At 64.7% G+C, this 25,757-nt stretch carries 13 protein-coding genes, 1 pseudogene and 1 CRISPR repeat array (1 of these 15 only partly in view); of the genes and pseudogenes, 11 read left to right on the forward strand and 3 right to left on the reverse strand.

The annotated features are described in order from the left end of the window. Positions 1 to 217 precede the first annotated feature (217 nt). Positions 218 to 406 (forward strand): annotated as a pseudogene (locus GobsT_RS33200) (methylated-DNA--[protein]-cysteine S-methyltransferase); the annotation flags it as partial. A gap of 90 nt (positions 407 to 496) precedes the next feature. On the opposite strand, the gene GobsT_RS33205 reads toward GobsT_RS33200, so the two are convergent. Further along, positions 497 to 2,404, reverse strand: a complete 1,908-nt coding sequence (locus GobsT_RS33205; RefSeq protein WP_010046261.1) for a TIGR02996 domain-containing protein — start codon at positions 2,402 to 2,404, stop codon at positions 497 to 499. Between the two features lie 108 nt (positions 2,405 to 2,512). Between GobsT_RS33205 and GobsT_RS33210 the strand changes: the two genes are divergently transcribed. Further along, positions 2,513 to 3,361, forward strand: coding sequence for a TIGR02996 domain-containing protein (locus GobsT_RS33210; RefSeq protein ID WP_010046259.1), 849 nt, complete (start codon positions 2,513 to 2,515; stop codon positions 3,359 to 3,361). Positions 3,362 to 3,431: 70 nt separating this feature from the next. On the opposite strand, the gene GobsT_RS33215 is transcribed toward GobsT_RS33210, so the two are convergent. Continuing rightward, positions 3,432 to 4,295: an RluA family pseudouridine synthase gene (locus GobsT_RS33215; RefSeq protein ID WP_063744625.1), complete on the reverse strand. Its 864-nt coding sequence runs from the start codon at positions 4,293 to 4,295 to the stop codon at positions 3,432 to 3,434. 563 nt (positions 4,296 to 4,858) lie between these two features. On the opposite strand from GobsT_RS33215, the gene GobsT_RS33225 reads away from it, so the two are divergent. The 8 genes from GobsT_RS33225 to GobsT_RS33260 all read left to right on the forward strand — a co-directional run bounded on the left by GobsT_RS33225 (position 4,859) and on the right by GobsT_RS33260 (position 15,725). Next, complete coding sequence (locus GobsT_RS33225) at positions 4,859 to 6,007, forward strand: citrate synthase (protein ID WP_010038645.1); 1,149 nt, start codon at positions 4,859 to 4,861, stop codon at positions 6,005 to 6,007. 547 nt (positions 6,008 to 6,554) lie between these two features. Beyond that, positions 6,555 to 8,270: a CRISPR-associated endonuclease Cas4/Cas1 gene (locus GobsT_RS33230; protein ID WP_010038644.1), complete on the forward strand. Its 1,716-nt coding sequence runs from the start codon at positions 6,555 to 6,557 to the stop codon at positions 8,268 to 8,270. Continuing rightward, a complete protein-coding gene (gene cas2, locus GobsT_RS33235) occupies positions 8,270 to 8,554 on the forward strand; it encodes a CRISPR-associated endonuclease Cas2 (RefSeq protein ID WP_033198170.1) in 285 nt (94 codons plus the stop codon). Before GobsT_RS33230 ends, cas2 begins: the two co-directional genes overlap by 1 nt. Positions 8,555 to 8,566: 12 nt before the next feature. Next, positions 8,567 to 11,146, forward strand: a complete 2,580-nt coding sequence (cas3g, locus tag GobsT_RS33240; protein WP_010038640.1) for a type I-G CRISPR-associated helicase/endonuclease Cas3g — start codon at positions 8,567 to 8,569, stop codon at positions 11,144 to 11,146. Then, the gene (cas8g2, locus tag GobsT_RS33245) at positions 11,143 to 11,982 is read left to right on the forward strand and encodes a type I-G CRISPR-associated protein Cas8g2 (RefSeq protein ID WP_010038639.1); all 840 of its coding nucleotides are present in this window, start codon (positions 11,143 to 11,145) and stop codon (positions 11,980 to 11,982) included. Before cas3g ends, cas8g2 begins: the two co-directional genes overlap by 4 nt. Continuing rightward, positions 11,979 to 13,106 carry a type I-G CRISPR-associated RAMP protein Csb1/Cas7g gene (gene cas7g / locus GobsT_RS33250; protein ID WP_010038634.1) on the forward strand — a complete coding sequence of 376 codons (1,128 nt, stop codon included), beginning with the start codon at positions 11,979 to 11,981 and terminating at the stop codon, positions 13,104 to 13,106. The genes cas8g2 and cas7g overlap by 4 nt, the downstream gene beginning before the upstream one ends. A 23-nt stretch (positions 13,107 to 13,129) precedes the next feature. Beyond that, positions 13,130 to 14,605, forward strand: a complete 1,476-nt coding sequence (gene csb2 / locus GobsT_RS33255) for a type I-G CRISPR-associated protein Csb2 (protein ID WP_232068504.1) — start codon at positions 13,130 to 13,132, stop codon at positions 14,603 to 14,605. 40 nt (positions 14,606 to 14,645) lie between these two features. Then, positions 14,646 to 15,725: a type I-G CRISPR-associated protein, Cas3-extension family gene (locus GobsT_RS33260; RefSeq protein ID WP_010038626.1), complete on the forward strand. Its 1,080-nt coding sequence runs from the start codon at positions 14,646 to 14,648 to the stop codon at positions 15,723 to 15,725. A 95-nt stretch (positions 15,726 to 15,820) separates the two neighbouring features. On the opposite strand, the gene GobsT_RS33265 is transcribed toward GobsT_RS33260, so the two are convergent. Beyond that, a complete protein-coding gene (locus GobsT_RS33265) occupies positions 15,821 to 16,081 on the reverse strand; it encodes a hypothetical protein (RefSeq protein WP_109570709.1) in 261 nt (86 codons plus the stop codon). Between the two features lie 89 nt (positions 16,082 to 16,170). Here GobsT_RS33265 and GobsT_RS40665 point away from each other — a divergent pair, with 89 nt between their 5' ends. Beyond that, positions 16,171 to 16,305: a hypothetical protein gene (locus GobsT_RS40665; RefSeq protein WP_261340047.1), complete on the forward strand. Its 135-nt coding sequence runs from the start codon at positions 16,171 to 16,173 to the stop codon at positions 16,303 to 16,305. Between the two features lie 243 nt (positions 16,306 to 16,548). Next, positions 16,549 to 25,757: a CRISPR direct-repeat array (repeat unit 36 nt; unit sequence GTTCTCCGCGGCTCATAGCCGCGGCCGAATTGAAGC); it runs 4,448 nt beyond the window's last position.

The following is a 25,757-nucleotide window of genomic DNA, read 5'->3' on the forward strand; positions in this document are numbered from 1 at the left end:
CCCGCCGGCCGGGGCGGTTTGCGTAGCATCGCCCGCCTGCGTCAGCAGGTAGGGGAGCGTACAACAGCGAACGGGAAACACCAGAATCGAGCCTGAAACTTGGAGCGGCCGGGTTTATTACGGCGGCGCGTTAGATAAGCAGAGCCGAATCGCTGGAAATCGCAGGGAATTACTACCGGGCCGCTGCCATTAATGCGTATCTTGCGCGCCGCCGTAATACCAACAACTCGCGGAACGGATCGGCGCCTCGAAGGCGGCCCGAGCGGTCGGTGCGGCCAACAGGAAGAACCCGATCTCGATCATCAGCCCCCGCCACCGGGTAATCGGTTCGTCCGGCGCGTTGACCGGCTTCACCGGCGGCCTCGCGACCAAGCAGATGCTGTTCGAACTGGAAGGCTGCCGGTGACGCCTCCGGCGTGTTCGCCCTTCCCGCACCCGTTGCGGTGCCTCGGGCAGCTTAGAGCTGCGCCACCGGGACGGTGACCTGTTCGCCTACCTACTCCAGTGCCGCCGCGCCAACGCGAAGCGACCGGGCGATGAACATGAACAGGGGGCGAAGTTCCTCCATCCGGTATTCCAAAGCGGTACAAACGAGCACAGCCATGCTCCCGCTATCGGCGATGGCGAACGCGATTTGACGTTCGCGCGGCAGCAGACGGTCGCTGTACTCACACACGGCAGAATCAGGGCCGGCCAGCACGGTTGGCCGGCGCGTGATTACATCGAACGTGTAATCGCCGTCGCGCTGAAGCCAACTCCGAAGGCCGTCCTCAGCCGAAGTCGCAGCGCAAACCTCCAGTGCGATTCTGGCCGGTGTGGTACCTGTGGTTCGCGTGGCATCGGCCGGATCCCAGCCGTCTTCTTGTAACTCAAACCCGAACGGATCGGAATGCTCTTGTGGCTTGTCCCACCCCACGGGCACCAACACGGATGCGAATCCAGCTACGACGCGCCGGTGAAAAGTCAGCGCTGTGTTCGGCGACCACGCCACAACCGTATCCGAAATGATCTTTGCGGCCGGCAGTTGATGCGCGAGCGTTAGTGCCCCGGTCGCGGTAACGGCCGACTCACTGATATGCAGTGTGCGAAGGCTTCGCAGCGTGCGGAGGTGGCCCAGCGCACAATCCGTCACGGCCGGCCCGGTCAGCTTCAGCCAGCACAGGTTCGTGAGTTGCGCGAGATGCCGGAACTCTGAATCACCCTCGCCGAACAAAGACAGTGTCAATGTCCGCAGCGTCCGCAACGGTCCGATGTACTCAAGCGCCCAAGGAGGAATTGGGTGCAGTGTGAGCTTTTCAAGTTCCAGCAACCCAGTTAATTCGGCGAGGTCGGTGCCACTAATGTGCTGACCCCAAAACAGCATCAGTTCCAGCGAGCGAAGTCGGTGCAACGCAGCGAGGCGCCGAAGCGTTTGCCCACCGATTTCGCACCAATCCAGTTTCAACCGGCGCAGGTTCGTGAGCTTCTCCAACCCCGCGGTGCCGGTATCGTTGACAACGGCACGCCGCTCGGTGCCCGCTTCTGCTGTGATTACAAGCTCCGTTAGGTTGGGGCACGCCGTCAGTGGAGCGATCGAATCGACCGGGCACGAATCGATCTCCAGCGTCTTCAACTTTGAGAGTCGGGGAAGATGGTACAAGCCAGCCGTGGTGACATCGCCGTTGGCGATACGAACGTGCTCCACTTCTCTAATTGACGTGAACACCCGAAGTTCGTCATCGGTAGGCGAAACGTCGAGGGACTTCACGAGTTCGCAGGGGCGCGGCAGATGGTAGCTCGAGAACCGAAGCGCTCGGATCGCCCCACCGCGCTGTTCGTCGGGCGGCAGTTGTTCGAACCGCGCGAGCCGACGTGCGCGGAACGCCAGCCATGCCTCATTGCCGCAAGTACGGGTGCAAAGCCTCAGAAAAACCCAGGGTGGTAGCGATTCGAGTGCGTTCAAAACCGTGACGTTGATTTCCGCCTCAGTAATCAGGAGGACGTCCAAGTGCCCCAGTGCGATGATTAACGCCAACACCGATGGCGTCAGCTCGCACTGGCCTTCTAGGGCTAGCAATCGGATTGTGGGCAGTTGGCGGAGAATCGACAGTTCTTCCTCCGTAGCGTCTCGGATGGTCAACTCGGTCGGGAACCCGCGCTCGAAACGCAGTTGCACCTTCTCCGGATCGAGTGGCCCGATCTCTGCCGTCCATCTCTGAAAATTTGTGGCGAGAAGCTCGTCCGTACGGTTCTTAAGCCGCCCGGCCTCGTCGCTCCGTAGGCGTGACCATTCGACCTGCGCGCGGATGAACTCCGCGCGCTCGGGCCGGTCGTGCTCGTCGAGCCAGTCGGCGTAAGCGAGGCGCGGGTCGTCGTCGTCGGGGTTCGCGTGGATCGCGGCCAGCAGCGCGTCTTCTTCGCTCATCGCGGGCTCCCATTCATTTCGCGATAGCTTACCGCCGATCCTGGTCGACGCGAACGCGCGTTGCGGAATGCGATCGCTAGGCGGCCGGGGGCGGTTTAGCATGACGGCATGTTCACCGACGACGACGTTGCGTTCCAGCGGGCGCTCCTCGCGAACCCGGCCGACACCACGCTGAAGCTCGTGTACGCCGACTGGCTCCAGGACCGCGCCGACCCGCGGGCCGAGTTCGTCCGGCTCCAGGTCCAGCTCGCCGGGCTGATCGATTCGTCTGCCGGGCCGCAAGCGGCCGGGGTGTTCGGCACCCTGGGGGACGAGTTCGAGCCGGCGTGGACCGCGTTCATGACCACGCTCGCGCAGCCGTTCGCCCCGGTGCGGTTCCAGCACGACGACCCGCCGCACCCGTTCGCCGAAGCGGTCGGCACCCGCGGCCGGGTGGTCACGTTCGGGTCGCAGTTCTGCGCCCCCGACGAGTGGGACGAGGGGCTGCTCGCGGACCTCGCGTTCCTGACGGGCGTCGAGTGGGGCGAGTGCTGCTACGGCGCCGCGGACTGCCCGATGTACGGGTTCGTGTGCCAACTGGAGCCGGGCCGGCACCCGCTCACCGGGCGCGACGTGATCGACGCGGTCCGCGCCGGCGGCTTCCGCAGCGACCACATCGACACGCTGGACGCGACCGCGATCCCGTACCCGGGCTACCACCCGCACACGCTCAACGACGAGGTCCACACCGATTTCGCCGACCAGTGCCTGTTCAACCACGAGACGGCCGGGGCGGAGGACGCGGGGGCGCACGGCGCGCTGAAGGGGTACGTGCGCGGGCGGCTCTGGTACGTCCTGCTCCACGCCGGCGGCTGGCCGTGCGGCGAGGTGACGCTGCTCGCGGTCGGGCACTCGCCGCACGGGGACCGGCTCGTCGGCGCGATCACCAGTCAGGTGTGCCACAACCTGTGCGATTGATACCCGTTGGCGGCTCTTGTTCGTTGAGGTGGCGGTCCCCTCGCTTCGCGTGGTGGGCTTTTCTCGTGGGTCACAAGCCCACGATTCGCGCCAGCGCCGACGGGAGCGGCGCTTCCAGTTCGAGGCGCTCCAGCGTGAACGGGTGGTCGAAGCTCAACCGCCACGCGTGCAGGCCCAGGCGCCGGACGGGGTCGGTCGTCGCGCCGTACATCTTGTCGCCCGCGACCGGGCACCCCAGCCCGGCTAGGTGAACGCGGATCTGGTGCTTGCGCCCCGTTTCGATCTCCACTTCCACTAACGAGTAGCCGCCGCGGGTCTGCCGGACCGTGTAACGCGACGCCGCGCGTTTCCCGTCCGGCCCGGGGCGCGGGCTCGCGCGCACCCGCAGGTCGCGGCCCTCCGTCAGGTAGTTCTCGACCCCCCCTTCGGACGACTCCGGGCGGCCCTCGACCACCGCGAGGTAGGTCTTCGTCAGCTCCTCCCAGTTCCCCTGAAGCTGGTCGCGGACCTCGGCGCTGCGCGCGAAGAGCAGCAGGCCCGATGTGTCGCGGTCGAGCCGGTGAACCACGAAGGGCCGCCCCGCGTTCCGCGCCCGCAGGTAGTCGCTCAGGCGCACGAACGCGGTGTCGAGCTTCTCCGACTCGGTCGCCACGGTGAGCAGTCCCGACGGCTTGTCGATCACGACGAGGTGCGCGTCCTCGTGAACGATCTCCAGCCCGGACGCGGACGGCGGCGCGGGCGGCGCCTCGCGCGCCACGCCTACCTTGTCGGCGGGCCGAACCGTGTGGTCGTGCCGCGTCACGGACGCACCGTTCACGACCACCCGCCCGGAGCGAAGGAGCTGCTTCACGCGGGTGCGGTTCATCGGCGCGAGCGCCGCCAGCAAGAACTCCAGCATCGGCGTTTCGGAAGCAGGTGGAGACAGGTTCTGCATGGGACCATCACGTGCCTGCGGCGCCGCGCACCGGCGCCAGAACGGCGTCGGTGCCACAAGGACAAAAACCAAAGCCTATATCAACAGCCGGCCCCTGAACGAGTGCGTTCACCGCCGGGGCTCGTTCTGCAAACGCATTCGCGGCCGCTTCCGATTAGTACTACGCGGAGAGGGGCCGGCGGTCGCGCGGAACTGGCGGCCCTTGGCAAGAAGCCGGGCGAGTGGCAAAAGTTCGTCATCAACTTCCAGGCGCCCAAGTTCGAGGGCGGGAAAAGGTCGCCAACGCCACGTTCGTCAAGGTGGTGCTCAACGACGTGGTGCGGCACCAGAACGTTGAGACGAAGCGGCGGGCGCCGGGCGGGCTGACAAGATCGCCCCGGTAATCGTCAAAAAGTGAAGCCCGTGGCGGGGGATGAGGGGCCGGCGGCGGTCCGCCCGGAACCGATCGTACCGGTTCCGGGCGGGCCGCCGCCGGCCGCTTTCTGCCCGGCCTTACTGCCCACGGCCCGCTGCCCATTATACACTGGCTGTAACGCATCCCACCGCCGCCTATCGAGACCGTCATGAGCACCGAAATCGAATACAAACCGGGCCTTGAGGATGTGCCCGCCGCGAAATCCGCGGTCAGCTTCTTGGACGGCAAAAAGGCGGTGCTGGAGTACCGCGGCATCCCGGTCGAGGTCCTCGCGAAAGAGAGCAGTTTTGAAGAGGTGTCGTGGCTGCTGGTCAAAGGCGACCTGCCCACCCAGAAGCAGCTCGCCGAGTTCGACCACGACCTGCGCCAGCGCCGGGCCATCCACTTCCGCCTCAAAGACCTGATCAAGTGCATGCCCGCCGACGGGCACCCGATGGACGCCCTGCACGCCGGCGTCGCGGCGCTCGGGATGTTCTACCCGTGCCCGACCGTCAGCAACCCCGCCAAGAACTGGGACGCCACCTGCCGCCTGATCGCCGCGCTGCCCACCCTCGTGGCCGCGTTCGCCCGGGTCCGCCGGGGCGAGGAGATCCTCGACCCCCGCAGCGACCTGGACCACGCCGGCAACTTCTACTACATGCTGTTCGGCAAGGAGCCGTCGCCCGCCACCCGTAAAGTGCTCGACGCGTGCCTCATCCTGCACGCCGAGCACCAGATGAACGCCAGCACGTTCACCGCCCGCGTCACCGGCTCGACCCTGGCGACCCCCTACCACACCATCGCGTCCGCCATCGGCTCCCTGTCCGGCCCGCTGCACGGCGGCGCGAACGAGGAGGCGCTGCGCCAGTTCGAGGAAATCGGCGGCCCGGAACAGGTGAAGGGCTGGCTGGACGCCAAGCGTGCGGTCGACTCGAAGTACAAGGTGATGGGCATGGGGCACCGGGTGTACAAGGTGAAGGACGCCCGCGCCACCGTGCTGCAAGAGATCGCCGAGCACATGTTCGCCGAGACCGCCCGGCCCAAGACCTACGAAACGGCCCTCGAACTGGAGCGGCTCTGCGCCGGGATCTACGGCCCGAAGGGCATCTACCCGAACGTGGACTTCTATTCGGGCGTGGTGTACCAGTCGCTCGGCATCCCGACCGACGTGTTCACCCCGATCTTCGCCATCGCCCGCGTGAGCGGGTGGCTCGCCCACTGGACGGAGCAGCTCGTCGGCAACCGCATCTTCCGGCCGGAGCAGATCAGCATCGGCAAGACGGACGTGAAGTACGTGCCGCTGGAGCAGCGGGCGTAGTGGGGCACGCCCCGGCGGACCGGGCGCCCGCCCGGTGTGCCCTCCCCGAAAGGAGCACGACCGGCGCCCAGTCGTTTCACGTTCGCGCAGTGCGATTCGGGCCGTTGAATGTGGTCCGCTCACTCTGTGAGCGGTTGCTCGGCGCGCCCGGTTCGCTCTGCGAGCATGCCGCCCTGCGCGCCTTCCAACGTCACGGCGCGCCCTCCCGAAGTCGCGCCGCGCGTCCGATCAGCTTCGTGAGCTTGCGGACCCTGTTGCTGGGTGCCACACACATCTGAGGCCCGAGTATCCGCTCACGGCCTGACCGGGCCGCACTCAAGTCCCGCACCTCCGACACACGCGCGACACAAATTCCGCGCGCGACGGTCGAACTTCACCCGCGACCGCGGAACAACCGACGTGCCACCTCCGCGGAAGCCGTCGTCACGGGACCGGTGCTGATTTCGGCGTACTGCGAGGCGCTCAAGGTCCACGCCGCGCGCGGCTCGGCGGGCCGCGTTCGCTGCGCCACGACTGGATTCCCCTTTCACCACCCCGGAATTTCCCCATGTCTGCGACCACAGACCTGATCCCGGTGCGCGCCCTGAACCAGGTGACGTACTGCCCGCGCCTGTACTACCTCCAGTACGTCGATTGCGTGATGCCCACCAACGAGCACGTCGAGGGCGGGCTGCACGACCACCGCCGGGTGGACGCCCCGGACCTGAAGAACAAGACCCGCACCGACCGCGGCACCGCCACCAGCCGCGGGGTCGCGCTGTCCAGCGAGCGGCTCGGCGTCACCGGCGTGCTCGACGTGCTCGAGGAGAAGGGCGGCGCTCGGTACCCGGTGGAGACCAAGCACGGGAGCGCCCCGCACGACGCCGACGGCAAGCCCACCGTGTGGGACAACGACGCGGTCCAACTGTGCGCCCAGGCGATGCTGCTGGAGGAGGCGTTCGGGCAGCCGGTGCCGCACGGGTTCCAGTTCCACGCCGGGAGCCGCGAGCGGGTGCCGCTGGAGTTCGCGCCCGAGCTGCGCCAGAAGACCCGCGACGCCGTCGCCCGGTGCCGGGAGCTGGCGGCCCTCGCCGCCCCGCCGCCGCCCCTTCCGCCCGAGCTGCGGCACCGGTGCTTCGGGTGCTCGCTGGCGCCGGTGTGCCTGCCCGAAGAGACCCTGTACCAGCTCGGGCACCCGGCCCCGGGGGCGGACGCGGCCGAGAAGCCGGTCCCGGAGCTGAAGAAGGTCATCCCGATGACCGACGACGGCGCGGTGCTGTACCTCCAGGAGCCCGGCACCTCGGTGGGCAAGCGCAGCGAGCACCTCGTGGTGAAGAAGGAGGGCCAGGAACTCACCCGGGTGCCGATGCACGCGATCCGGCAGGTGGTGGTGTGCGGGAACGTGCAGGTGAGCACGCAGGCACTGGAGACGCTGGCGGCCAACGACATCGCGGTGGCGTATGTGACCGGGCACGGGCGGTTCATCGGCTCGTTCGTGCCCGCGCCCGCCAAAAACGTGTCCCTGCGCGAGGCCCAGTTCCGCACGTTCAACGACCCCTCCGCGTGCCTCGACCTCGCGAAGGCCGTAGTGCGGGCGAAGCTGAGCAACCAACGGGCGCTGCTCATGCGGAGCTTGCGGGGGGAGGGCGAGGCGCGCGGCAGTCACGAGTATTCGGCGAAGGGCATTTACGGGCTGCTCGGGGCGCTCGACGCCCAGACCTCGGTGGAGTCCGTTCTCGGGATCGAGGGCCAGGGCGCGGCCCTGTACTTCGGGGACTTCGGGCGGTTCCTGAAGCAGCCGCCGACCGGGAAGGGGTTCGACTTCACCACCCGCAACCGGCGCCCGCCCCGCGACCCGGTGAACGCGCTGCTGTCGTTCGCGTACGCGATGCTGGCGAAGGACTGCTTCTCGGTCGCGTGTACCGTCGGGTTCGACCCGTACAAGGGCTTCTTTCACGTGGGCCGGCACGGGAAGCCGTCGCTGGCGCTGGACCTGATGGAGGAGTTCCGCCCGGTGATCGCGGACTCGGTGGTGCTGACGCTCATCAACAACGAGGCGCTCACGCCCGACGACTTCATCATCTGGCGGGACGCGTGCAGCCTCACGGAGAAGGGGCGGCGGGCGTTCTTCGCGGCGTACGAGCAGCGGAAGGCGACGGTGGTGACGCACCCGGTGTACGGGTACCGGATGAGCTACGCGCGGATGCTGGAGGTGCAGGCCCGGATGCTGGCGGCGTTCGTGCGCGGCGGCGTCCCGAGCTACACCGGGTTCACGGTGCGGTGATGGACAGCTACCTGGTGTGTTACGACATCTCGAACCCGAAGCGGCTCCGCAAGGTCGCGCGGACGTGCGAGGACTTCGGGTATCGCAAGCAATTATCTGTCTTTCTGGTTCGCGTGAGCGCTACCGACTTTGTACGATTGCGTTCCCGCTTGTATGACATCATCGACCTGAGCGAAGACCAAGTGCTGTTCATCCCGCTTTCGGAGCAGGGGTTGCAGCGCATGGAGGCGATCGGCCGACCGACCGACCCGCACGATAAGAACGACGTGGTGATGATTTTGTGAGGAGTTCGCCCGATGAATAAGAACGAGTTTGCCACCGCCTTTGCGACGCTCGCGGGCACTCCCGGCCCTTTTCCTTGGCAGTGGGAGTTGTATAAGCGGTTCGTCGCTGGTGACATCCCGGCGTCGTGTAACCTGCCAACCGGTTTGGGCAAAACATCGGTCATCCACGTCTGGCTGCTCGCTCTGTCTGTGAACAACAAGCTCCCGCGGCGGTTGGTGTACGTTGTGAACCGGCGCACCGTGGTGGATCAGACGACAAATGAAGTGGAGAATCTCCGAGAGCGCTTGCCGGATGTCCCGGAGGTCGAAGCCGCGCTTTGGGCGTTGTGTTCGACACGCCCAGAGAAGCCTGACCCGAAGAAGGACCGGCCGCTCGCGATCAGCACACTACGCGGCCAATTCGCGGACAACCGCGAGTGGAGCGCCGACCCGTCGCGCCCGGCGGTGATCTGCGGCACCGTAGACATGATCGGCTCGCGGCTGCTGTTCAGCGGGTACGGATGCGGGTTCAAGACGCGCCCCTTGCACGCCGGGTTCTTGGGCCAGGACGCGCTCATCGTCCACGACGAAGCGCACCTGGAACCGGCGTTTCAGGAGTTGCTCGTAGAGATCGAAAAGGAACAGCAGCGGTGCAAGGACTTCCGGCCGCTTCGGGTGGTGGAACTGACCGCGACCTCGCGGGCCGATGGCCCGCCGCCGTTCACCCTCTCCGACGAGGATTACAAGGACGAAACCGTTCAACGACGCGTCGGCGCGAAGAAGGCGCTTCACCTCCAGCCGAACAAGGACGAGAAGAAACTCGCGGACGAGATTGCGGACCTTGCGCTGAAGCACAAAGAATCCGGCAGTGCGATTCTGGTTTTCGTCCGCAAAGTTGATGACGTTGATAAAGTCACGAAGAAGCTCCCGAAAGGTTTGTTCGAGCAACTGACCGGAACCCTTCGCGGGTTGGAACGCGACGACCTCGTGAAGAAGCCGATTTTCCAGCGGTTCTTACCGCCCTCGAACCGCAACACGACCGCCGCACCGCAACCGGGCACGGTGTACCTCGTCTGCACGAGCGCGGGCGAGGTGGGGGTGAACATTTCGGCGGATCACCTCGTCTGCGACCTCTCGACGTTCGAGAGCATGGCCCAGCGGTTCGGCCGCGTGAACCGCTTCGGGGAACGTACCGACACCGAGATTCACGTCGTTCACCCAAGAGAAGCGGACTTCGATGGCGAGAATACGATCGACGTGCGGCGGATGCGGACTCTCACTTTGCTTCTGCAACTTAACGGCCAAGGCAGTCCGGCCGCACTCGGGATGCTCGACCCGAAGGCGCGCCAGGAGGCGTTCGCGCCGACACCGACCATCCTCCCCGTGTCCGACATTCTGTTCGATGCGTGGGCGCTCACAACCATCCGCGCCAAGTTGCCCGGGCGCCCGCCGGTCGAACCGTATTTGCACGGATTGGCAGAATGGCAACCGCCGGAAGCGCACGTCGCGTGGCGCGAGGAAGTGGGCTGCATTACGGGCGCCCTGCTGACGCAGTATCCGCCCCAAGACCTGCTCGAAGATTATCCGCTGAAGCCGCACGAACTGCTTCGCGACAACTCGGGCCGCGTGTTCGATCGGCTGAAGAAGTTGAAGGCCGATGCAGGAACTCCTGTATGGGTCGTGGACGATGACGATTCCGTCCGCGTCACCACGCTCGGCGAGTTGATCGACGCGGGTAAAGAGGCCATCGAGCGCCGAACCGTTCTCCTCCCGCCCGGAGCCGGTGGGCTTGCGAACGGAATGTTGGACGCGACATCGACCTCCGCAGATGACGTGGCCGACCGATGGTTCGCGGACGAATTGCGGACACGGCACCGCCGCATTCGCGTCTGGGACGATGACACCGTGCCCAGCGGAATGCGACGAATTCGCAAGGCGATCGACATCAAGCCCGATGCGGAAGAGGCAGAGGAAGAAGAAACCGGCACGCGCTTCTGGTACTGGTTCGAGCTATCATCCGGCGGCGACGGGGACGGTTCCAAGAACACGACGGGAGCCGTACTGTGGCAGGTTCACACCGACGATGTGGTGAAAAACACGGCGGCGATCGTCGAGAAGCTTGGCCTGGGAGACTTGGTCAAGGCTTTCGAGATCGCGGCGAAGTGTCACGACCTCGGCAAGAGGCGCAAGGTGTTTCAGACCGTTCTTGGTAACCGGGCCTATCCAGCGGTCACGCTGGCAAAATCGGGTCAAAAGGGCGGGCGGATCGCGGAGACATACCGGCACGAGTTCGGCTCGCTCATCGACACCGCGAATCCGGATCTAGCCCCAGGTTTCGCGGGCCTCTCAGAAGACCTGAAAGCGTTTGTGCTGCACGTCATCGCGACGCACCACGGGCGCGGTCGCCCGCATTTCCCAGAACCCGAAGCGTTCGACCCCGAGCGCCCGGACGCCGACGCCAAGACGGTTGCCCGCGAGGTGCCGCGTCGGTTCGCGCAATTGCAGCGCAAGTACGGGCGGTGGGGGCTGGCGTACCTGGAGTCGCTGTTGCGCGCCGCGGACTACGCCGCAAGTGCCAAGCCGTCGGCGTTCGTGACGGAGGGCGTGAAATGAGTTTCAGCGTAGCTGTGGACCCGACTAATCCGGGCCAGTTCTTTGCGTGCTGCGGGTTGCTGGAGTTGGCTGACCGTCTCTGGCCCGGCGCGGAAGGTTGGTTCGAGGACGGAACGTTTCATGTGTCGACGGGTGATATCGCAACGTTAATTGACCAGCTTGTCTGCCTGCGATTCGTTAGTTCGCTCGGCGACGACGGATTGAAGCGGCTTGGCAGCCTACTGAGTGCCGACAAATCGACACTAACGGAACTGGACAAGCAAGATAAAGAGCGATTGCGAAAGGCTTGGCAAGTTGAGCGAGTTCAAATCCCCGCTCCGTTCGATTTCTGGTTGGATTGGTGGTGGAATGATAAATCTGGCGTGACGCTGCTCAAGACTTGGGCGGCGAAACAATTCGTTCTGTCGATGGCTAACCCGATGCTGTCCGCTCTTAAGAGCCTGACCTGGGACAGCAGCAGCAGGGAAAACTGTTTGCAGCGGACAGCGAAATTGTCAGGGTTGCCCTTTTATTTTGATGCAGCAAACAACACTCAAAATACGCCGCGCGACAATGGTTTTGCTCCGGGGGCTGTAAAGTCAGCTCCCAACGATAGACCGCTGCTTGAACTGCTCGCGTTTGTCGGGTTGCAGCGGTTTCGTCCACATCGACCCGATAAAGCTGAGCGAATTCTGTACGCAACTTGGTCCATTCCCCTTCCGCCTTCTGTCGCTTCGGTAGCAGCAGCGGGGATGTTGAACGTGACAGGTAGTCGAGCCTTTGAATTCCGCATGCTTTACCGGACTGAGTATATGAAAGCGTTTCTTCCTGCCCAAGCCGTGCGAGGTGTCAAATGAGCGAGTTAACCAAGTTCGACAATTACCTGAGCGCTGACGGCCCCGCGGCGCTTGTCATCCGCGAATGGCTAATGCCAGCCGAAGGTGCGGATGGCGTGCTTTTCCCGGCAACGTTCGCGCCCGGTGGCAATTTTCCAGGTGGTTACAACATTGACACCGATCCGAGTGGTAAAAACGTCTGCCTCATCGACAGCGTAGGGTCGCAAGCGAATCGCATCGAGCCGATGTTCATGCCTGACAAGTGTGATGGCAAGTACGCGCACCTCGTTCCGCAAATCGTGGTGAAAGCTGGAGAGAAAGAGGTGAGTATCCTCGAAGCCGGACATCGCGCCGGCGATGCAATCGTTCGTTGCTCTTCACTTCAGAGGGAACTGCACGACGCATTTAATGACGTGTTGAAAGGTGACGCTACAAAGCTCGCGAAGATTGCGCCGACATCACTGGTTTTCGGCGTGTGGGACTCGCGTGACACACAGGCCAAACTCCCGCGAGTCGTAGCGTCTACGGTTCGTGCCGAACAGGTGCGCCCGCTCACACGCGGCGCAGTCTACATGCCGCCGGTAGATTACGCGGCTCTTGAAGTGTTCAGCGAAGAAGAGAAAGCGAAAGCCGAAGGCGACAACAAGAGCCCGTTAGCGAAACGCGGATTCGTTCACGTTCCGGCGTCAGCGTCTCACGGCGGCGTCATCGCGGACGGCGGTGTTCGGCGCGACGCTACGCTCGGTCTTGCGGCTCTGCGTCTGCTTCACGCGGGAAAGGACCCGGCGCGGACACTCGCACTTCGCCGCTACATCCTTGGCCTCGCGCTGGTCGCGTTTACGCACAACCCATCTGGCTACCTGCGGCAAGGGTGTTTGCTCGTCCTCGATTCGGACAAGCCGCGTGAGTTCGTTGAAGTTCACCCTTCCGGCGAGCGGAAGCCAGTAACGATTACGCCGAAAGTGGCGCTGGAGTATGCCACCGCGAGCGCAAAAGAGTTCGGCGTCGGTGATAGCAGAACGGTGCCTTTCGAGAAGGAGCGGGCGAAGACTGATCTGAAAGAGGGGAACAAAAAAACGAAAGGAAAAGCGAAGAAATCAAAAGAGAAAAGTGCTGAGGAAACGCCCGAACAGGAGGCCCAGTAGTGCCTTCTCAATTCTGCATTACGGTGCGGTTTCTTCAGCCATGTGCGCACGGACGTGGTGACGGCGAAGAACCTGAGTGGCCGCCGTCACCGTTACGGGTGTTTCAGGCGCTCGTTGCCGCGGCTGCGGCTCGGTGGAACGAGCGCACGCGACTTGAATACGCTGTGCCCGCCCTTGAGTGGCTCGCGAAGCAACCAGCGCCTACGGTGATCGCGTCGCAAGGCGTGCCATCGGGCGTGAAATACCGCCTTTACGTCCCCGATAATGTGGCCGATAAGGTGGCGAAGGCGTGGAGTGGCGGAAATACGAGTGCGAGCATCGCGGATTCCCGAACCGAAAAGGACGTTCGCCCCACGCATCTGATCGGGAAAAGCGACGAGCTCCCGGCGGTTAATTACCTCTACCCCATTGGGGACACCGATTCGGAGTTCGCCACGCACAAGGAAACGCTCGTCACCGCGGCGCGGAGCGTCACGCACCTCGGCTGGGGCGTGGACATGGTCGCGGGGGACGCGCGTGTGCTGTCCGAAGAGGAAGCCGCGAACCTCACCGGCGAGCACTGGCGCCCGGCGGCGGGCGCGTCCACAACCCAACTCCGCGCCCCGCGCGCCGGGACGCTGAACGCACTGGCGCAGAAGCACGAGGCGTTTCTGAACCGGCTCTCGGCCGACGGGTTCAAGCCGGTGCCGCCGCTGACGGTGTTCGACACGGTCGGATACCGGCGCGACACCGAACCGGCCGCGCGCGAGTGGGTCGCGTTCCGCATCACGTCGGTCGATCCGGACGCCCCGAACCCGTCGTTCGACGCCCCGGCCAAGTGCCGCGACGTGGCGGCGTGGGTGCGGCACGCGACCGGCGAAGTGTGCCGGAACTGGCCGTTTTCCGATTTCGCCTCGTTCGTTCACGGGCACACCGAGAGCGGGTTGCAAACGAAGGGGGAACGTGCCGACGAGCGGTTCATGTACCTCCCGCTACCGAGCATCGAACGCCGGGGCGACCGAAGGGAGCACGTCGGAGCAATCCGCCGGGTGCTGGTCGCCGCGCCGCCGGGGTTCGGGGAGCGCATCGAGTGGATTCGCCGCCGGTTGCCCGGGCAGGAACTCGTCTGGGACAACCGGGCGCAGGGCCTTCTGAACGCACTGCCGGATTCGGACTGGGTGCTCCGGCGGTACACCGAGAATGCGCAGACGTGGTCCACGGTGACGCCCGTGATATGGCCGGGGCACGACGACCACGACCCCGAGAAGGCTGCTCGCCTCCTGCGGAAAGCGTTCGTGGATGCGGGCTTTGCGCGGGCGGTGGTCGATGCCATCACCGAACTGGACTGGCGCCCGGTGGGTTTCCGGGCCGGGGCCGAGTTGGCTTCGCGCTACGCCTTGCCCGACCGGCTCAACGGGCGCCGGTATCACGTGCGGGTGCGGTTCGCGCACCCGGTTCGCGGGCCGCTGGCGGTCGGGGCCGGGCGGTATCGCGGGTTGGGAGTGTTCGCCGCCGAGTAGTACGGACCTCAACGCCGAACTGCCGGAGCGGTTCTGGCGCGTGGTGCGGAAGTGGGGCTGGTGGGGCGCGGCCTACCGGGAGGCGGTGTTCCGGTTGGCGGACCACGCGCAGAGCGCCGCCGAGCAGATCCGCGACGCGGCCCCGGCACCGGTGGCAACCGGGTGGGTGTCGCGGCCGGCGCTGGCGTCGCGGGCGGAAGGTTATGCGCTCCCACTGACGGGGCTCGATGGGGCGAACCCGCTCGCGTTCCTCGCCGCCTTGGGAACGCTCCGGTTGGCGGAGCGTGCGTACCCGGGGACTCGCCTGAGCTGGAAAGCACAAGGGAGTTGGACACCGGTTCTCCACCTTCCGCAAGAAATCACCCCAACGGCCCTAATCGCGAACCTTCTCGCACAAGCCGTTCGGACCCGACGGTGCGTCACGTTCGCTCAAGATGTCAAAATTCTGGCCGAAGAGTTTTGTGCCTTCGAGCGGGAGGCCCGTCTCGCGATCCATACCGACCGGGAGTTCTCAGAATTCCTTGTCGCTTGCGCCAATCCACTCGTAACGATCCAAGGCGGTCCGAACGCCGGGAAGACTAAACCGACGGAGTTCTATTTCATCGCAGGTCAGCAAAAGCTGCTGAAGCAGGCTTTGGAGATCGCCACAGCCGCGACGCAAGAGCATCTCACGAAGGCGTTGTTTGCGTACTGGACTTATGACGACCCGCTTGAGGGGTTGTCGTTGAGGTGGGATCCGCGGGACGACCTTCGCTACGCGACGCGATTTCACAACCCAAGCAAGGACAAATCAAAGGGGAAGAAGGGTTCCGTCCTCGGCGCCAATCGCTTGGCGTTCGAGGCTCTGCCGCTGTTCCCGTGCTTCGCACGGGGCTCCCGTCTCGTCACCACGGGATTCCTCGTGCTTGACCGCCGCCCATTCTTCACTTGGCCGATTTGGGAACCTGCTTGGGGGCTTAGTTCGGTGCGATCCGTACTCGGGGCTCTTGCGGCTCCGCGAGACGGGTCGGAGGTGCGACACATCAAGACGCCTGACCAAATCGGCGTGACTGTTTGTTATCAGTGCGAAAAGGTCTCAAACAGTGATTACAGTAACTTCACTCCGTCCAGAGCGCTGTGACCGCCTGCAAACGTGTATGGAACCGGCAACATTCGGTCGGTGATGCACCGCACTGGGGCCGATCACGTGCTCCGCGCCCTCTTCGCCCCGTGGGACTACCGCGACTCGCTGAACAACCAGTCGCTGCACTGGGAACCGAGCGAGGACCGCCGCCACGCGTACCAGCGGCTGGTGCCGACCAACTCGTGGACCCACGGTGGTTTCCACGGGCGGCGTCGTAACGGCCACGCGTACCAGCGGCTGGTGCCGACCAACTCGCGGAGCCGAGAAACCGGCGGCATGCTCGGGGCGAACCGGCTGGCGCTAGAGGCGTGGCCGTTGTTCCCGTCGTTCCCGGACGGGGACCGCGTGCGCACCCCGCGGGTTCCGGGGCAACCGCGCGGCGAGTACGTTCTGGCTGTGGCCGCTGTGGGATTCGTGCTTGACAGCCGACGGGGCGGCCTCAATGCTGTCCCTGCGGGGCCTCCAGACCGAATCCTGGGAGGCCGATCTGCTCCGCGGGTTCAGGGTCACTTCGGTGTTCCGGACCTCGCGCATTCTGGTCGGCAAGACGCCGAACCTGCCCGGCCTGACCGGGTGATCTGACACGCGAGCGGCCCGGTGGTGAAACGCGTCGTCGGGCGTTTCGCGCCGAAGGTCTTTGACAACTAACGAGTTTCCACCGGGCGCCAGTTCGCCACCGCTCGCAAGTCGCAACCGACGGTTTGGTCAGCGGGTTGTGGCAACTGGTGTCCCAGAGTTTACGTCATGACAGCGTTTCGCGCTCAACCGCTCGCGGAGATTGCGATAATCCGTTGCGACGATATAATTTCTGAGAATCGAAGTTCTCCGCGGCTCATAGCCGCGGCCGAATTGAAGCTCCAGCGGCTCCACCGTGTACTCATCCGCATCGAGCAGGTTCTCCGCGGCTCATAGCCGCGGCCGAATTGAAGCAGCGGGTGCTGCCCATTCAGCACCCGTTTCGTGAAGGGTTCTCCGCGGCTCATAGCCGCGGCCGAATTGAAGCATTGAAATTTGCAAGGCAGGAACTTCGGTTCCTGCCGTTCTCCGCGGCTCATAGCCGCGGCCGAATTGAAGCAAGTTGGGCACTGGTTATGCGATCTTTGACGATAACGTTCTCCGCGGCTCATAGCCGCGGCCGAATTGAAGCCTGACGGTTATACCGGCACCGGTCGCGCGGATTCCGGTTCTCCGCGGCTCATAGCCGCGGCCGAATTGAAGCCGGGCGGCGAGACTGTCAGCCCTGCGACGGCTGAGTTCTCCGCGGCTCATAGCCGCGGCCGAATTGAAGCCGCAGTGCCAACGTACATTCAAGTTGAAGACAATGAGTTCTCCGCGGCTCATAGCCGCGGCCGAATTGAAGCAACTTCTACCTTGACTACGCGAGTTGGAATCCCTCGGCGTTCTCCGCGGCTCATAGCCGCGGCCGAATTGAAGCCCTTCGTCCACCAACTTCTGAATACCGGGGACGAGCGTTCTCCGCGGCTCATAGCCGCGGCCGAATTGAAGCTCGCCACCATTCATCGGCCACTTCTCGTAGAACAGCACGAGTTCTCCGCGGCTCATAGCCGCGGCCGAATTGAAGCCAGCGTTGTCTCGACAAAATGACTACCGCCCTGATGCAGTTCTCCGCGGCTCATAGCCGCGGCCGAATTGAAGCTGAAGGATCAAGTCGAAGTTCGTCAGAAGACCGATGCGTTCTCCGCGGCTCATAGCCGCGGCCGAATTGAAGCAATCAAATCGCCACGGGTCAAGCGGCAGCGGTGGCCTTGTTCTCCGCGGCTCATAGCCGCGGCCGAATTGAAGCAGCCAGCGATCGCACACGTTTATTCCACTACCGCCGTGTTCTCCGCGGCTCATAGCCGCGGCCGAATTGAAGCGTCAACTGGTATTATGACAAACTTACCGTCGATCGGGTTCTCCGCGGCTCATAGCCGCGGCCGAATTGAAGCACACTCTGCGGTGTAAACCGCAAATTCGATATTTCGGGTTCTCCGCGGCTCATAGCCGCGGCCGAATTGAAGCGACCTTAGTTGCTTCCTCTTCGTCGTCCTCTTCCTCGTTCTCCGCGGCTCATAGCCGCGGCCGAATTGAAGCTGGCCGCCGCGACAGTCTCGACGCCCTTGACCACTACGTTCTCCGCGGCTCATAGCCGCGGCCGAATTGAAGCAGCGAAGACTGCGTCCGAATAACTCGAAGCACTTGTTCTCCGCGGCTCATAGCCGCGGCCGAATTGAAGCCAAGGCACGGCCAAGGAAAAGGAAGCTCTCCAACAGGTTCTCCGCGGCTCATAGCCGCGGCCGAATTGAAGCCCGTTGGCGGCCGTGCCGCTGAGCAGCTCGCGGGCGTTCTCCGCGGCTCATAGCCGCGGCCGAATTGAAGCGCGTGCGTCTGGTTGTACGCCCCCACCGCCACCCGCAGCCGGTTCTCCGCGGCTCATAGCCGCGGCCGAATTGAAGCTGCTTGCCCATCAGCACGCCCGCGAGGTAGTCGGGGGTTCTCCGCGGCTCATAGCCGCGGCCGAATTGAAGCACGAGCCTCGCGGTGACGTTCGAGGCGAGCCCGGACGGGTGTTCTCCGCGGCTCATAGCCGCGGCCGAATTGAAGCGGTCAACACGGCCGCGCGGGCCGCCGTGACCGAGAAGGGGTTCTCCGCGGCTCATAGCCGCGGCCGAATTGAAGCCTCACCGAGCTAGAAGGCTTTCCGCGGGGGCAGTACGTTCTCCGCGGCTCATAGCCGCGGCCGAATTGAAGCGGCTTGTGCCCCAGGTCCGTCCGCCACGAGTCGGCTTGTTCTCCGCGGCTCATAGCCGCGGCCGAATTGAAGCTCGACTTGGCCATGTGTGCAGGGTAGCCGTGCAACCGTTCTCCGCGGCTCATAGCCGCGGCCGAATTGAAGCTCTCCCATAGCTCGCTGCCCTAAAGACGTTGAACAGGTTCTCCGCGGCTCATAGCCGCGGCCGAATTGAAGCTTAAAGGTTCTTGCGCGGCCAGCAGCTAGCTCGGCTGTTCTCCGCGGCTCATAGCCGCGGCCGAATTGAAGCTACTTGGTTTGGTGGTGATGCTAATACCCGGCTCTAGTTCTCCGCGGCTCATAGCCGCGGCCGAATTGAAGCTCTGACTTAACCGCAGGCACTACACCGGACGGCACAGGTTCTCCGCGGCTCATAGCCGCGGCCGAATTGAAGCTTCGCACCCGGGTGGGCCGCCTTGCAGGCCCGCTGCCAGGTTCTCCGCGGCTCATAGCCGCGGCCGAATTGAAGCACACTGACGTGCGAAGCGGGCCTGTGGCGGCTGGCGATGTTCTCCGCGGCTCATAGCCGCGGCCGAATTGAAGCCACGAACGGCGTAAACTGGCCCTTGCCCGGAACCGCGTTCTCCGCGGCTCATAGCCGCGGCCGAATTGAAGCCGTCTGCTCGCGTTGAGCGATTGTGTATAGCGTTTCGTTCTCCGCGGCTCATAGCCGCGGCCGAATTGAAGCCTGTATGCGGCCGCTTTGGTTTGAGTCGCGGTCACGTTCTCCGCGGCTCATAGCCGCGGCCGAATTGAAGCCACGGCTCGTCTGACAGGTTTGGAGTTTCACCGCACGGGTTCTCCGCGGCTCATAGCCGCGGCCGAATTGAAGCCCAATTCGCAACTGCGCACACGTATTCCGCGGTACACGGCGCCGCCTCAGAAGTTCTCCGCGGCTCATAGCCGCGGCCGAATTGAAGCAGCCTGCCCCCGAGCGGCCGGCACGTGCGGCCGATGTTCTCCGCGGCTCATAGCCGCGGCCGAATTGAAGCCAGCTTTACCGCAAGGCCATCCGTGAGGGCAAGTGATGGTTCTCCGCGGCTCATAGCCGCGGCCGAATTGAAGCTGACCCTGACGCCAGCCAGCCCCAACGCCAACGCGCGGGTTCTCCGCGGCTCATAGCCGCGGCCGAATTGAAGCGGTCAATTCGGCCGCGGCCTGGATCAGCGGCCCGGGTTCTCCGCGGCTCATAGCCGCGGCCGAATTGAAGCCGCTGCCGGTGGTCGAACTGGTATTCCGCACTGGTCGTTCTCCGCGGCTCATAGCCGCGGCCGAATTGAAGCAGGTCGCTCACCACCAGCGTGCGGGCGGGGATGTGGTTCTCCGCGGCTCATAGCCGCGGCCGAATTGAAGCCCAGCGCCGAGGAGCTGTCACAGATCCTGGCCCCGTGTTCTCCGCGGCTCATAGCCGCGGCCGAATTGAAGCGGGAAGTGTGGATCTCACCCTACTTCAGAGACGGCGTTCTCCGCGGCTCATAGCCGCGGCCGAATTGAAGCGTGTGAAGTTCTGGTCATACCTGACGCTGACTTGCAGAGTTCTCCGCGGCTCATAGCCGCGGCCGAATTGAAGCCAGCGAAGAGTTTAATGCGGACGACTTCTCACTGGATGGGGTTCTCCGCGGCTCATAGCCGCGGCCGAATTGAAGCGAATTCGTGCCCGTTAGCCTCTGCCCAAGACCGAGCCGTTCTCCGCGGCTCATAGCCGCGGCCGAATTGAAGCCGTCCATGGCATTGCTCGTCAACGCACAGACCGGCCGTTCTCCGCGGCTCATAGCCGCGGCCGAATTGAAGCTGGATCGCCTCGGCCCGCTTGATCGCCGGCTTGACGGTTCTCCGCGGCTCATAGCCGCGGCCGAATTGAAGCGTGCGGCGGCTTGCCCAGGCGAACGGACTGCCGGCGTTCTCCGCGGCTCATAGCCGCGGCCGAATTGAAGCAAGTCCGGCTCCCCCGACGTGACCAACTGGGGCGGCGGTTCTCCGCGGCTCATAGCCGCGGCCGAATTGAAGCCAGACCGAGCAGGGTGATCTGGAACAGCGCCGTCGAGTTCTCCGCGGCTCATAGCCGCGGCCGAATTGAAGCGCGGACACCCCCGCGGGCCAAGCGGAAGCGGGCGAAGTTCTCCGCGGCTCATAGCCGCGGCCGAATTGAAGCCTCCTCGTCGTGGTCGCACACGATGGCCCGGGGCCGAGGGTTCTCCGCGGCTCATAGCCGCGGCCGAATTGAAGCCACCGGGGTTCCTACCCAGCCCACACCGACGACGGCGTTCTCCGCGGCTCATAGCCGCGGCCGAATTGAAGCACGCAGCATTTGCACGAATCGCGGTCGAGAGCCCATGTTCTCCGCGGCTCATAGCCGCGGCCGAATTGAAGCCACGTCCGTATTCCGGGGCATCTCCGTCTCCTTGGTTGTTCTCCGCGGCTCATAGCCGCGGCCGAATTGAAGCGCCGCGTGCGGGGACAACCCCGGCGACCGAACGCCCGCGGTTCTCCGCGGCTCATAGCCGCGGCCGAATTGAAGCCTGATGTACCGCCGCCGGGGGCACGGGGTGGCTGACGTTCTCCGCGGCTCATAGCCGCGGCCGAATTGAAGCAGGTGGGCGCGGAGGGCCGCCTTCTGCGCGTCGGTCGTTCTCCGCGGCTCATAGCCGCGGCCGAATTGAAGCGACATCCCCGTTGCCACCGCGCAGGTGCTCGTGCGGGTTCTCCGCGGCTCATAGCCGCGGCCGAATTGAAGCCCGGTGATCGTCACCGTCTCGCCCTCAGCGCAGGCTCGCAGTTCTCCGCGGCTCATAGCCGCGGCCGAATTGAAGCCATGTACCGCTTGCACAGCTCGTTGACGGTGGTGTCCTGGTTCTCCGCGGCTCATAGCCGCGGCCGAATTGAAGCCGCCTTCGCCTGCCACTCGCGGTACGCGGGCGAGGTGGTTCTCCGCGGCTCATAGCCGCGGCCGAATTGAAGCCGGCTCGCCTTCTCCTCGGCCCACGACACCGCGATCGAGTTCTCCGCGGCTCATAGCCGCGGCCGAATTGAAGCGATGTACGCGGGCATGTCGCACCTCAGACGGACGTGTTCTCCGCGGCTCATAGCCGCGGCCGAATTGAAGCAACGAGCTTCTCGCGGCCGACTACCCCGAGGTGTCGCGTTCTCCGCGGCTCATAGCCGCGGCCGAATTGAAGCCGCAGTCCGGCACGCCGGGGTTTGCGAGTCGCGCGGTTCTCCGCGGCTCATAGCCGCGGCCGAATTGAAGCGGCCAAAAGCGGTCTGGCTGTCTTCGCCCGGCAGCGTTCTCCGCGGCTCATAGCCGCGGCCGAATTGAAGCTTCGGCTTCCGGCTCGCCGGCATGAGTCCCGCGGAGAAGTTCTCCGCGGCTCATAGCCGCGGCCGAATTGAAGCCAGACGTGCGACCCGGCCGCGTCCACCAGCGCCGCGTTCTCCGCGGCTCATAGCCGCGGCCGAATTGAAGCTACCGCACGGAAGTGGAGCTGAACCTGCTCCGCGCCGTTCTCCGCGGCTCATAGCCGCGGCCGAATTGAAGCTCGACCGTCCCGTGCGCGTGGCCGTACACCCGGGCCAGGGCCGCGATGAGTTCTCCGCGGCTCATAGCCGCGGCCGAATTGAAGCACAGAACTCCGCGGATTTCCGCCCAGAAGTTGTAGTTCTCCGCGGCTCATAGCCGCGGCCGAATTGAAGCGCTCCAAGTACGAGGACGGCAGTAAGGAGCTTCTGAAGTTCTCCGCGGCTCATAGCCGCGGCCGAATTGAAGCAGGCCCCGCCGTTCGGGCGGTACCCCTGGACCACCCGGGTTCTCCGCGGCTCATAGCCGCGGCCGAATTGAAGCCCCGGGGCGTACATTCGTTCGCCCGCGCCTGTGACGGGTTCTCCGCGGCTCATAGCCGCGGCCGAATTGAAGCACTCACTCACGGGGCGCTGAGATGGCGGGGTCGCTGGAGTTCTCCGCGGCTCATAGCCGCGGCCGAATTGAAGCACCCGCTTCCGTATCTCCGCCCGCGTCCACCCCCGCGTTCTCCGCGGCTCATAGCCGCGGCCGAATTGAAGCCGATTCGGGTGAGGCGTTGATGCGCGAGATGAGGTTGTTCTCCGCGGCTCATAGCCGCGGCCGAATTGAAGCCGCGGTAGGAGCGGCGGGGGCGTTCTCGACCGGAAGGTTCTCCGCGGCTCATAGCCGCGGCCGAATTGAAGCATGATGGAAACGTAATAGCTCGGGCGGTCACCGGAAGTTCTCCGCGGCTCATAGCCGCGGCCGAATTGAAGCACCACCTGGCCCGAGGTTCGCAGCACCAGCAGCCCGGTTCTCCGCGGCTCATAGCCGCGGCCGAATTGAAGCACGCGGGCTCGAACAGTGCTACCGTTGGAGCGCGGGTTCTCCGCGGCTCATAGCCGCGGCCGAATTGAAGCCTTAAAGAACGGCACTAATTCGACAACCAATGTAGCCGTTCTCCGCGGCTCATAGCCGCGGCCGAATTGAAGCGGTTGCTCATGCCGCCACGTTCACCGACCCGGTTGCGTTCTCCGCGGCTCATAGCCGCGGCCGAATTGAAGCGTGCGGTGGGGAGTCGCTCAGACCGGCACACAGCCAGGTTCTCCGCGGCTCATAGCCGCGGCCGAATTGAAGCGCTCTCGGATCGAAGTAGGCCGGGCACTGGTGGGCGCGTTCTCCGCGGCTCATAGCCGCGGCCGAATTGAAGCAGGTCGCTCAGCAGCGACCGCAGCCGGTCGGTGTCGGGTTCTCCGCGGCTCATAGCCGCGGCCGAATTGAAGCGGTGGCGGCAGCGCGAGAGCAGTGGGCCGCTTACGAGTTCTCCGCGGCTCATAGCCGCGGCCGAATTGAAGCATCCACCGCACCTCAATGCGGACCACGTTCCCCGCCGGGGTTCTCCGCGGCTCATAGCCGCGGCCGAATTGAAGCTCGGCCCCCTGCTCGGTGCCGGTCTTGACCCAGCGGAGTTCTCCGCGGCTCATAGCCGCGGCCGAATTGAAGCTGCGAACTCCGCGGTGCCGTCCGCCGCGTCGAGATCGAGTTCTCCGCGGCTCATAGCCGCGGCCGAATTGAAGCCGGGCCGCGACCTGATCTTTATTTACGTCTACGGATGTTCTCCGCGGCTCATAGCCGCGGCCGAATTGAAGCCACTGCACTTTCAGGATGTCCGCATGAGCCTGAAAGACGTTCTCCGCGGCTCATAGCCGCGGCCGAATTGAAGCCGGCGCGGGGGCCGGCATCGGCGACGCGGGAACGGGCGTTCTCCGCGGCTCATAGCCGCGGCCGAATTGAAGCGTCGCGGGTCACGCGGGAGTCTCCGAGGTGGGCGGGTTCTCCGCGGCTCATAGCCGCGGCCGAATTGAAGCATCAGGCGGTGCGATTTGATCGCGAACGAATCTTTGTTCTCCGCGGCTCATAGCCGCGGCCGAATTGAAGCGCGGACTACTTCGCGGACGACGACGGCGCGTACCCCGGGTTCTCCGCGGCTCATAGCCGCGGCCGAATTGAAGCCTCCCGCACGCTCTCCCTAATGATTGGATTCAGTTAAGTTCTCCGCGGCTCATAGCCGCGGCCGAATTGAAGCGGCGCTGACGGGATCGGCCACGTGAGAGCCCCGCGGTTCTCCGCGGCTCATAGCCGCGGCCGAATTGAAGCATGCGCGGCCCGTGGTCCCCGGCGGAACCGCCTTGTTCTCCGCGGCTCATAGCCGCGGCCGAATTGAAGCCAGGCGATCGCCGGCGCTCACCAGGACGTGACGCTCGTTCTCCGCGGCTCATAGCCGCGGCCGAATTGAAGCCATCCATTGCCGCGCGGCGTGCCGCGCGTCCGCCCGGTTCTCCGCGGCTCATAGCCGCGGCCGAATTGAAGCAGCCTGTCCCGGTACGCCTCCGGCAGGCGCACCATGTTCTCCGCGGCTCATAGCCGCGGCCGAATTGAAGCCGCGATTAATGACCATCCAAATCAGTTCAACCCCTGTTCTCCGCGGCTCATAGCCGCGGCCGAATTGAAGCTTGGCCATCAGCACCCCGATCCGCACCTGGGCGTTGTGGTTCTCCGCGGCTCATAGCCGCGGCCGAATTGAAGCTTGGCCATCAGCACCCCGATCCGCACCTGGGCGTTGGTTCTCCGCGGCTCATAGCCGCGGCCGAATTGAAGCCTGGGGCCGCTCTCTGAGGCCGCAAACCGCACCGGCGTTCTCCGCGGCTCATAGCCGCGGCCGAATTGAAGCCGAATCAGTTCGTGATACGCAGGGTTCAGTTCGATGTTCTCCGCGGCTCATAGCCGCGGCCGAATTGAAGCGGGCCTTCGAAAGCGCGTTTTGAACGGTGCGATCGTGTTCTCCGCGGCTCATAGCCGCGGCCGAATTGAAGCAGCCGGACGTCAAACCAAGTTTGTAACGCAGCGAAGTTCTCCGCGGCTCATAGCCGCGGCCGAATTGAAGCCAGTGGTGTGTTAATGGCCGAATGTCCCGTGCAAGGTTCTCCGCGGCTCATAGCCGCGGCCGAATTGAAGCGACGACACTGCGGACATGATGACATGGATCGTTCGCGTTCTCCGCGGCTCATAGCCGCGGCCGAATTGAAGCGTCAGCTCCTCGCGGTCCTCGACCCGGCCCGCCTCGGTTCTCCGCGGCTCATAGCCGCGGCCGAATTGAAGCGGTGCAGCGCAGCGGTGCCGAAACTGCCGGCGGTCCCGAGGGGTTCTCCGCGGCTCATAGCCGCGGCCGAATTGAAGCCACGCAGCCATGCAGCGAGGGTTTATTGGGGCTGCCACGTTCTCCGCGGCTCATAGCCGCGGCCGAATTGAAGCTCTAGCCAGATCTTCCACTTCGTACCCACCGCCACCGTTCTCCGCGGCTCATAGCCGCGGCCGAATTGAAGCGGGCATCGTTTGCTGTCGCCCGCTTCGCGCAGGATGAAGTTCTCCGCGGCTCATAGCCGCGGCCGAATTGAAGCGCCGCGGCGGAAACTCGACACCTCAGGGAGCGTCAGGTTCTCCGCGGCTCATAGCCGCGGCCGAATTGAAGCGAACTGTTGCGGACCTCGAACGTGTTCGCGCTCTGGGTTCTCCGCGGCTCATAGCCGCGGCCGAATTGAAGCACGGCCGCACCCCAGGCCCTGGGCGCCAACTTCGAGTTCTCCGCGGCTCATAGCCGCGGCCGAATTGAAGCCTACGAATTCGCCGGGCCCGGGTCGCTGTTGACCGTCGTTCTCCGCGGCTCATAGCCGCGGCCGAATTG

It is taken from the genome of Gemmata obscuriglobus (assembly GCF_008065095.1).
Lineage (GTDB): Bacteria > Planctomycetota > Planctomycetia > Gemmatales > Gemmataceae > Gemmata > Gemmata obscuriglobus.

Coding starts and splice junctions, on each gene's coding strand:
- cas2 (WP_033198170.1), top strand. CDS start 8,270: ATGGACAGCTACCTGGTGTGTTACGACATCTCGAACCCGAAGCGGCTC.
- cas3g (WP_010038640.1), top strand. CDS start 8,567: ATGAATAAGAACGAGTTTGCCACCGCCTTTGCGACGCTCGCGGGCACT.
- cas8g2 (WP_010038639.1), top strand. CDS start 11,143: ATGAGTTTCAGCGTAGCTGTGGACCCGACTAATCCGGGCCAGTTCTTT.
- GobsT_RS33230 (WP_010038644.1), top strand. CDS start 6,555: ATGTCTGCGACCACAGACCTGATCCCGGTGCGCGCCCTGAACCAGGTG.
- cas7g (WP_010038634.1), top strand. CDS start 11,979: ATGAGCGAGTTAACCAAGTTCGACAATTACCTGAGCGCTGACGGCCCC.
- GobsT_RS40665 (WP_261340047.1), top strand. CDS start 16,171: ATGCTGTCCCTGCGGGGCCTCCAGACCGAATCCTGGGAGGCCGATCTG.
- GobsT_RS33215 (WP_063744625.1), bottom strand. CDS start 4,295: ATGCAGAACCTGTCTCCACCTGCTTCCGAAACGCCGATGCTGGAGTTC.
- GobsT_RS33210 (WP_010046259.1), top strand. CDS start 2,513: ATGTTCACCGACGACGACGTTGCGTTCCAGCGGGCGCTCCTCGCGAAC.
- GobsT_RS33225 (WP_010038645.1), top strand. CDS start 4,859: ATGAGCACCGAAATCGAATACAAACCGGGCCTTGAGGATGTGCCCGCC.
- GobsT_RS33205 (WP_010046261.1), bottom strand. CDS start 2,404: ATGAGCGAAGAAGACGCGCTGCTGGCCGCGATCCACGCGAACCCCGAC.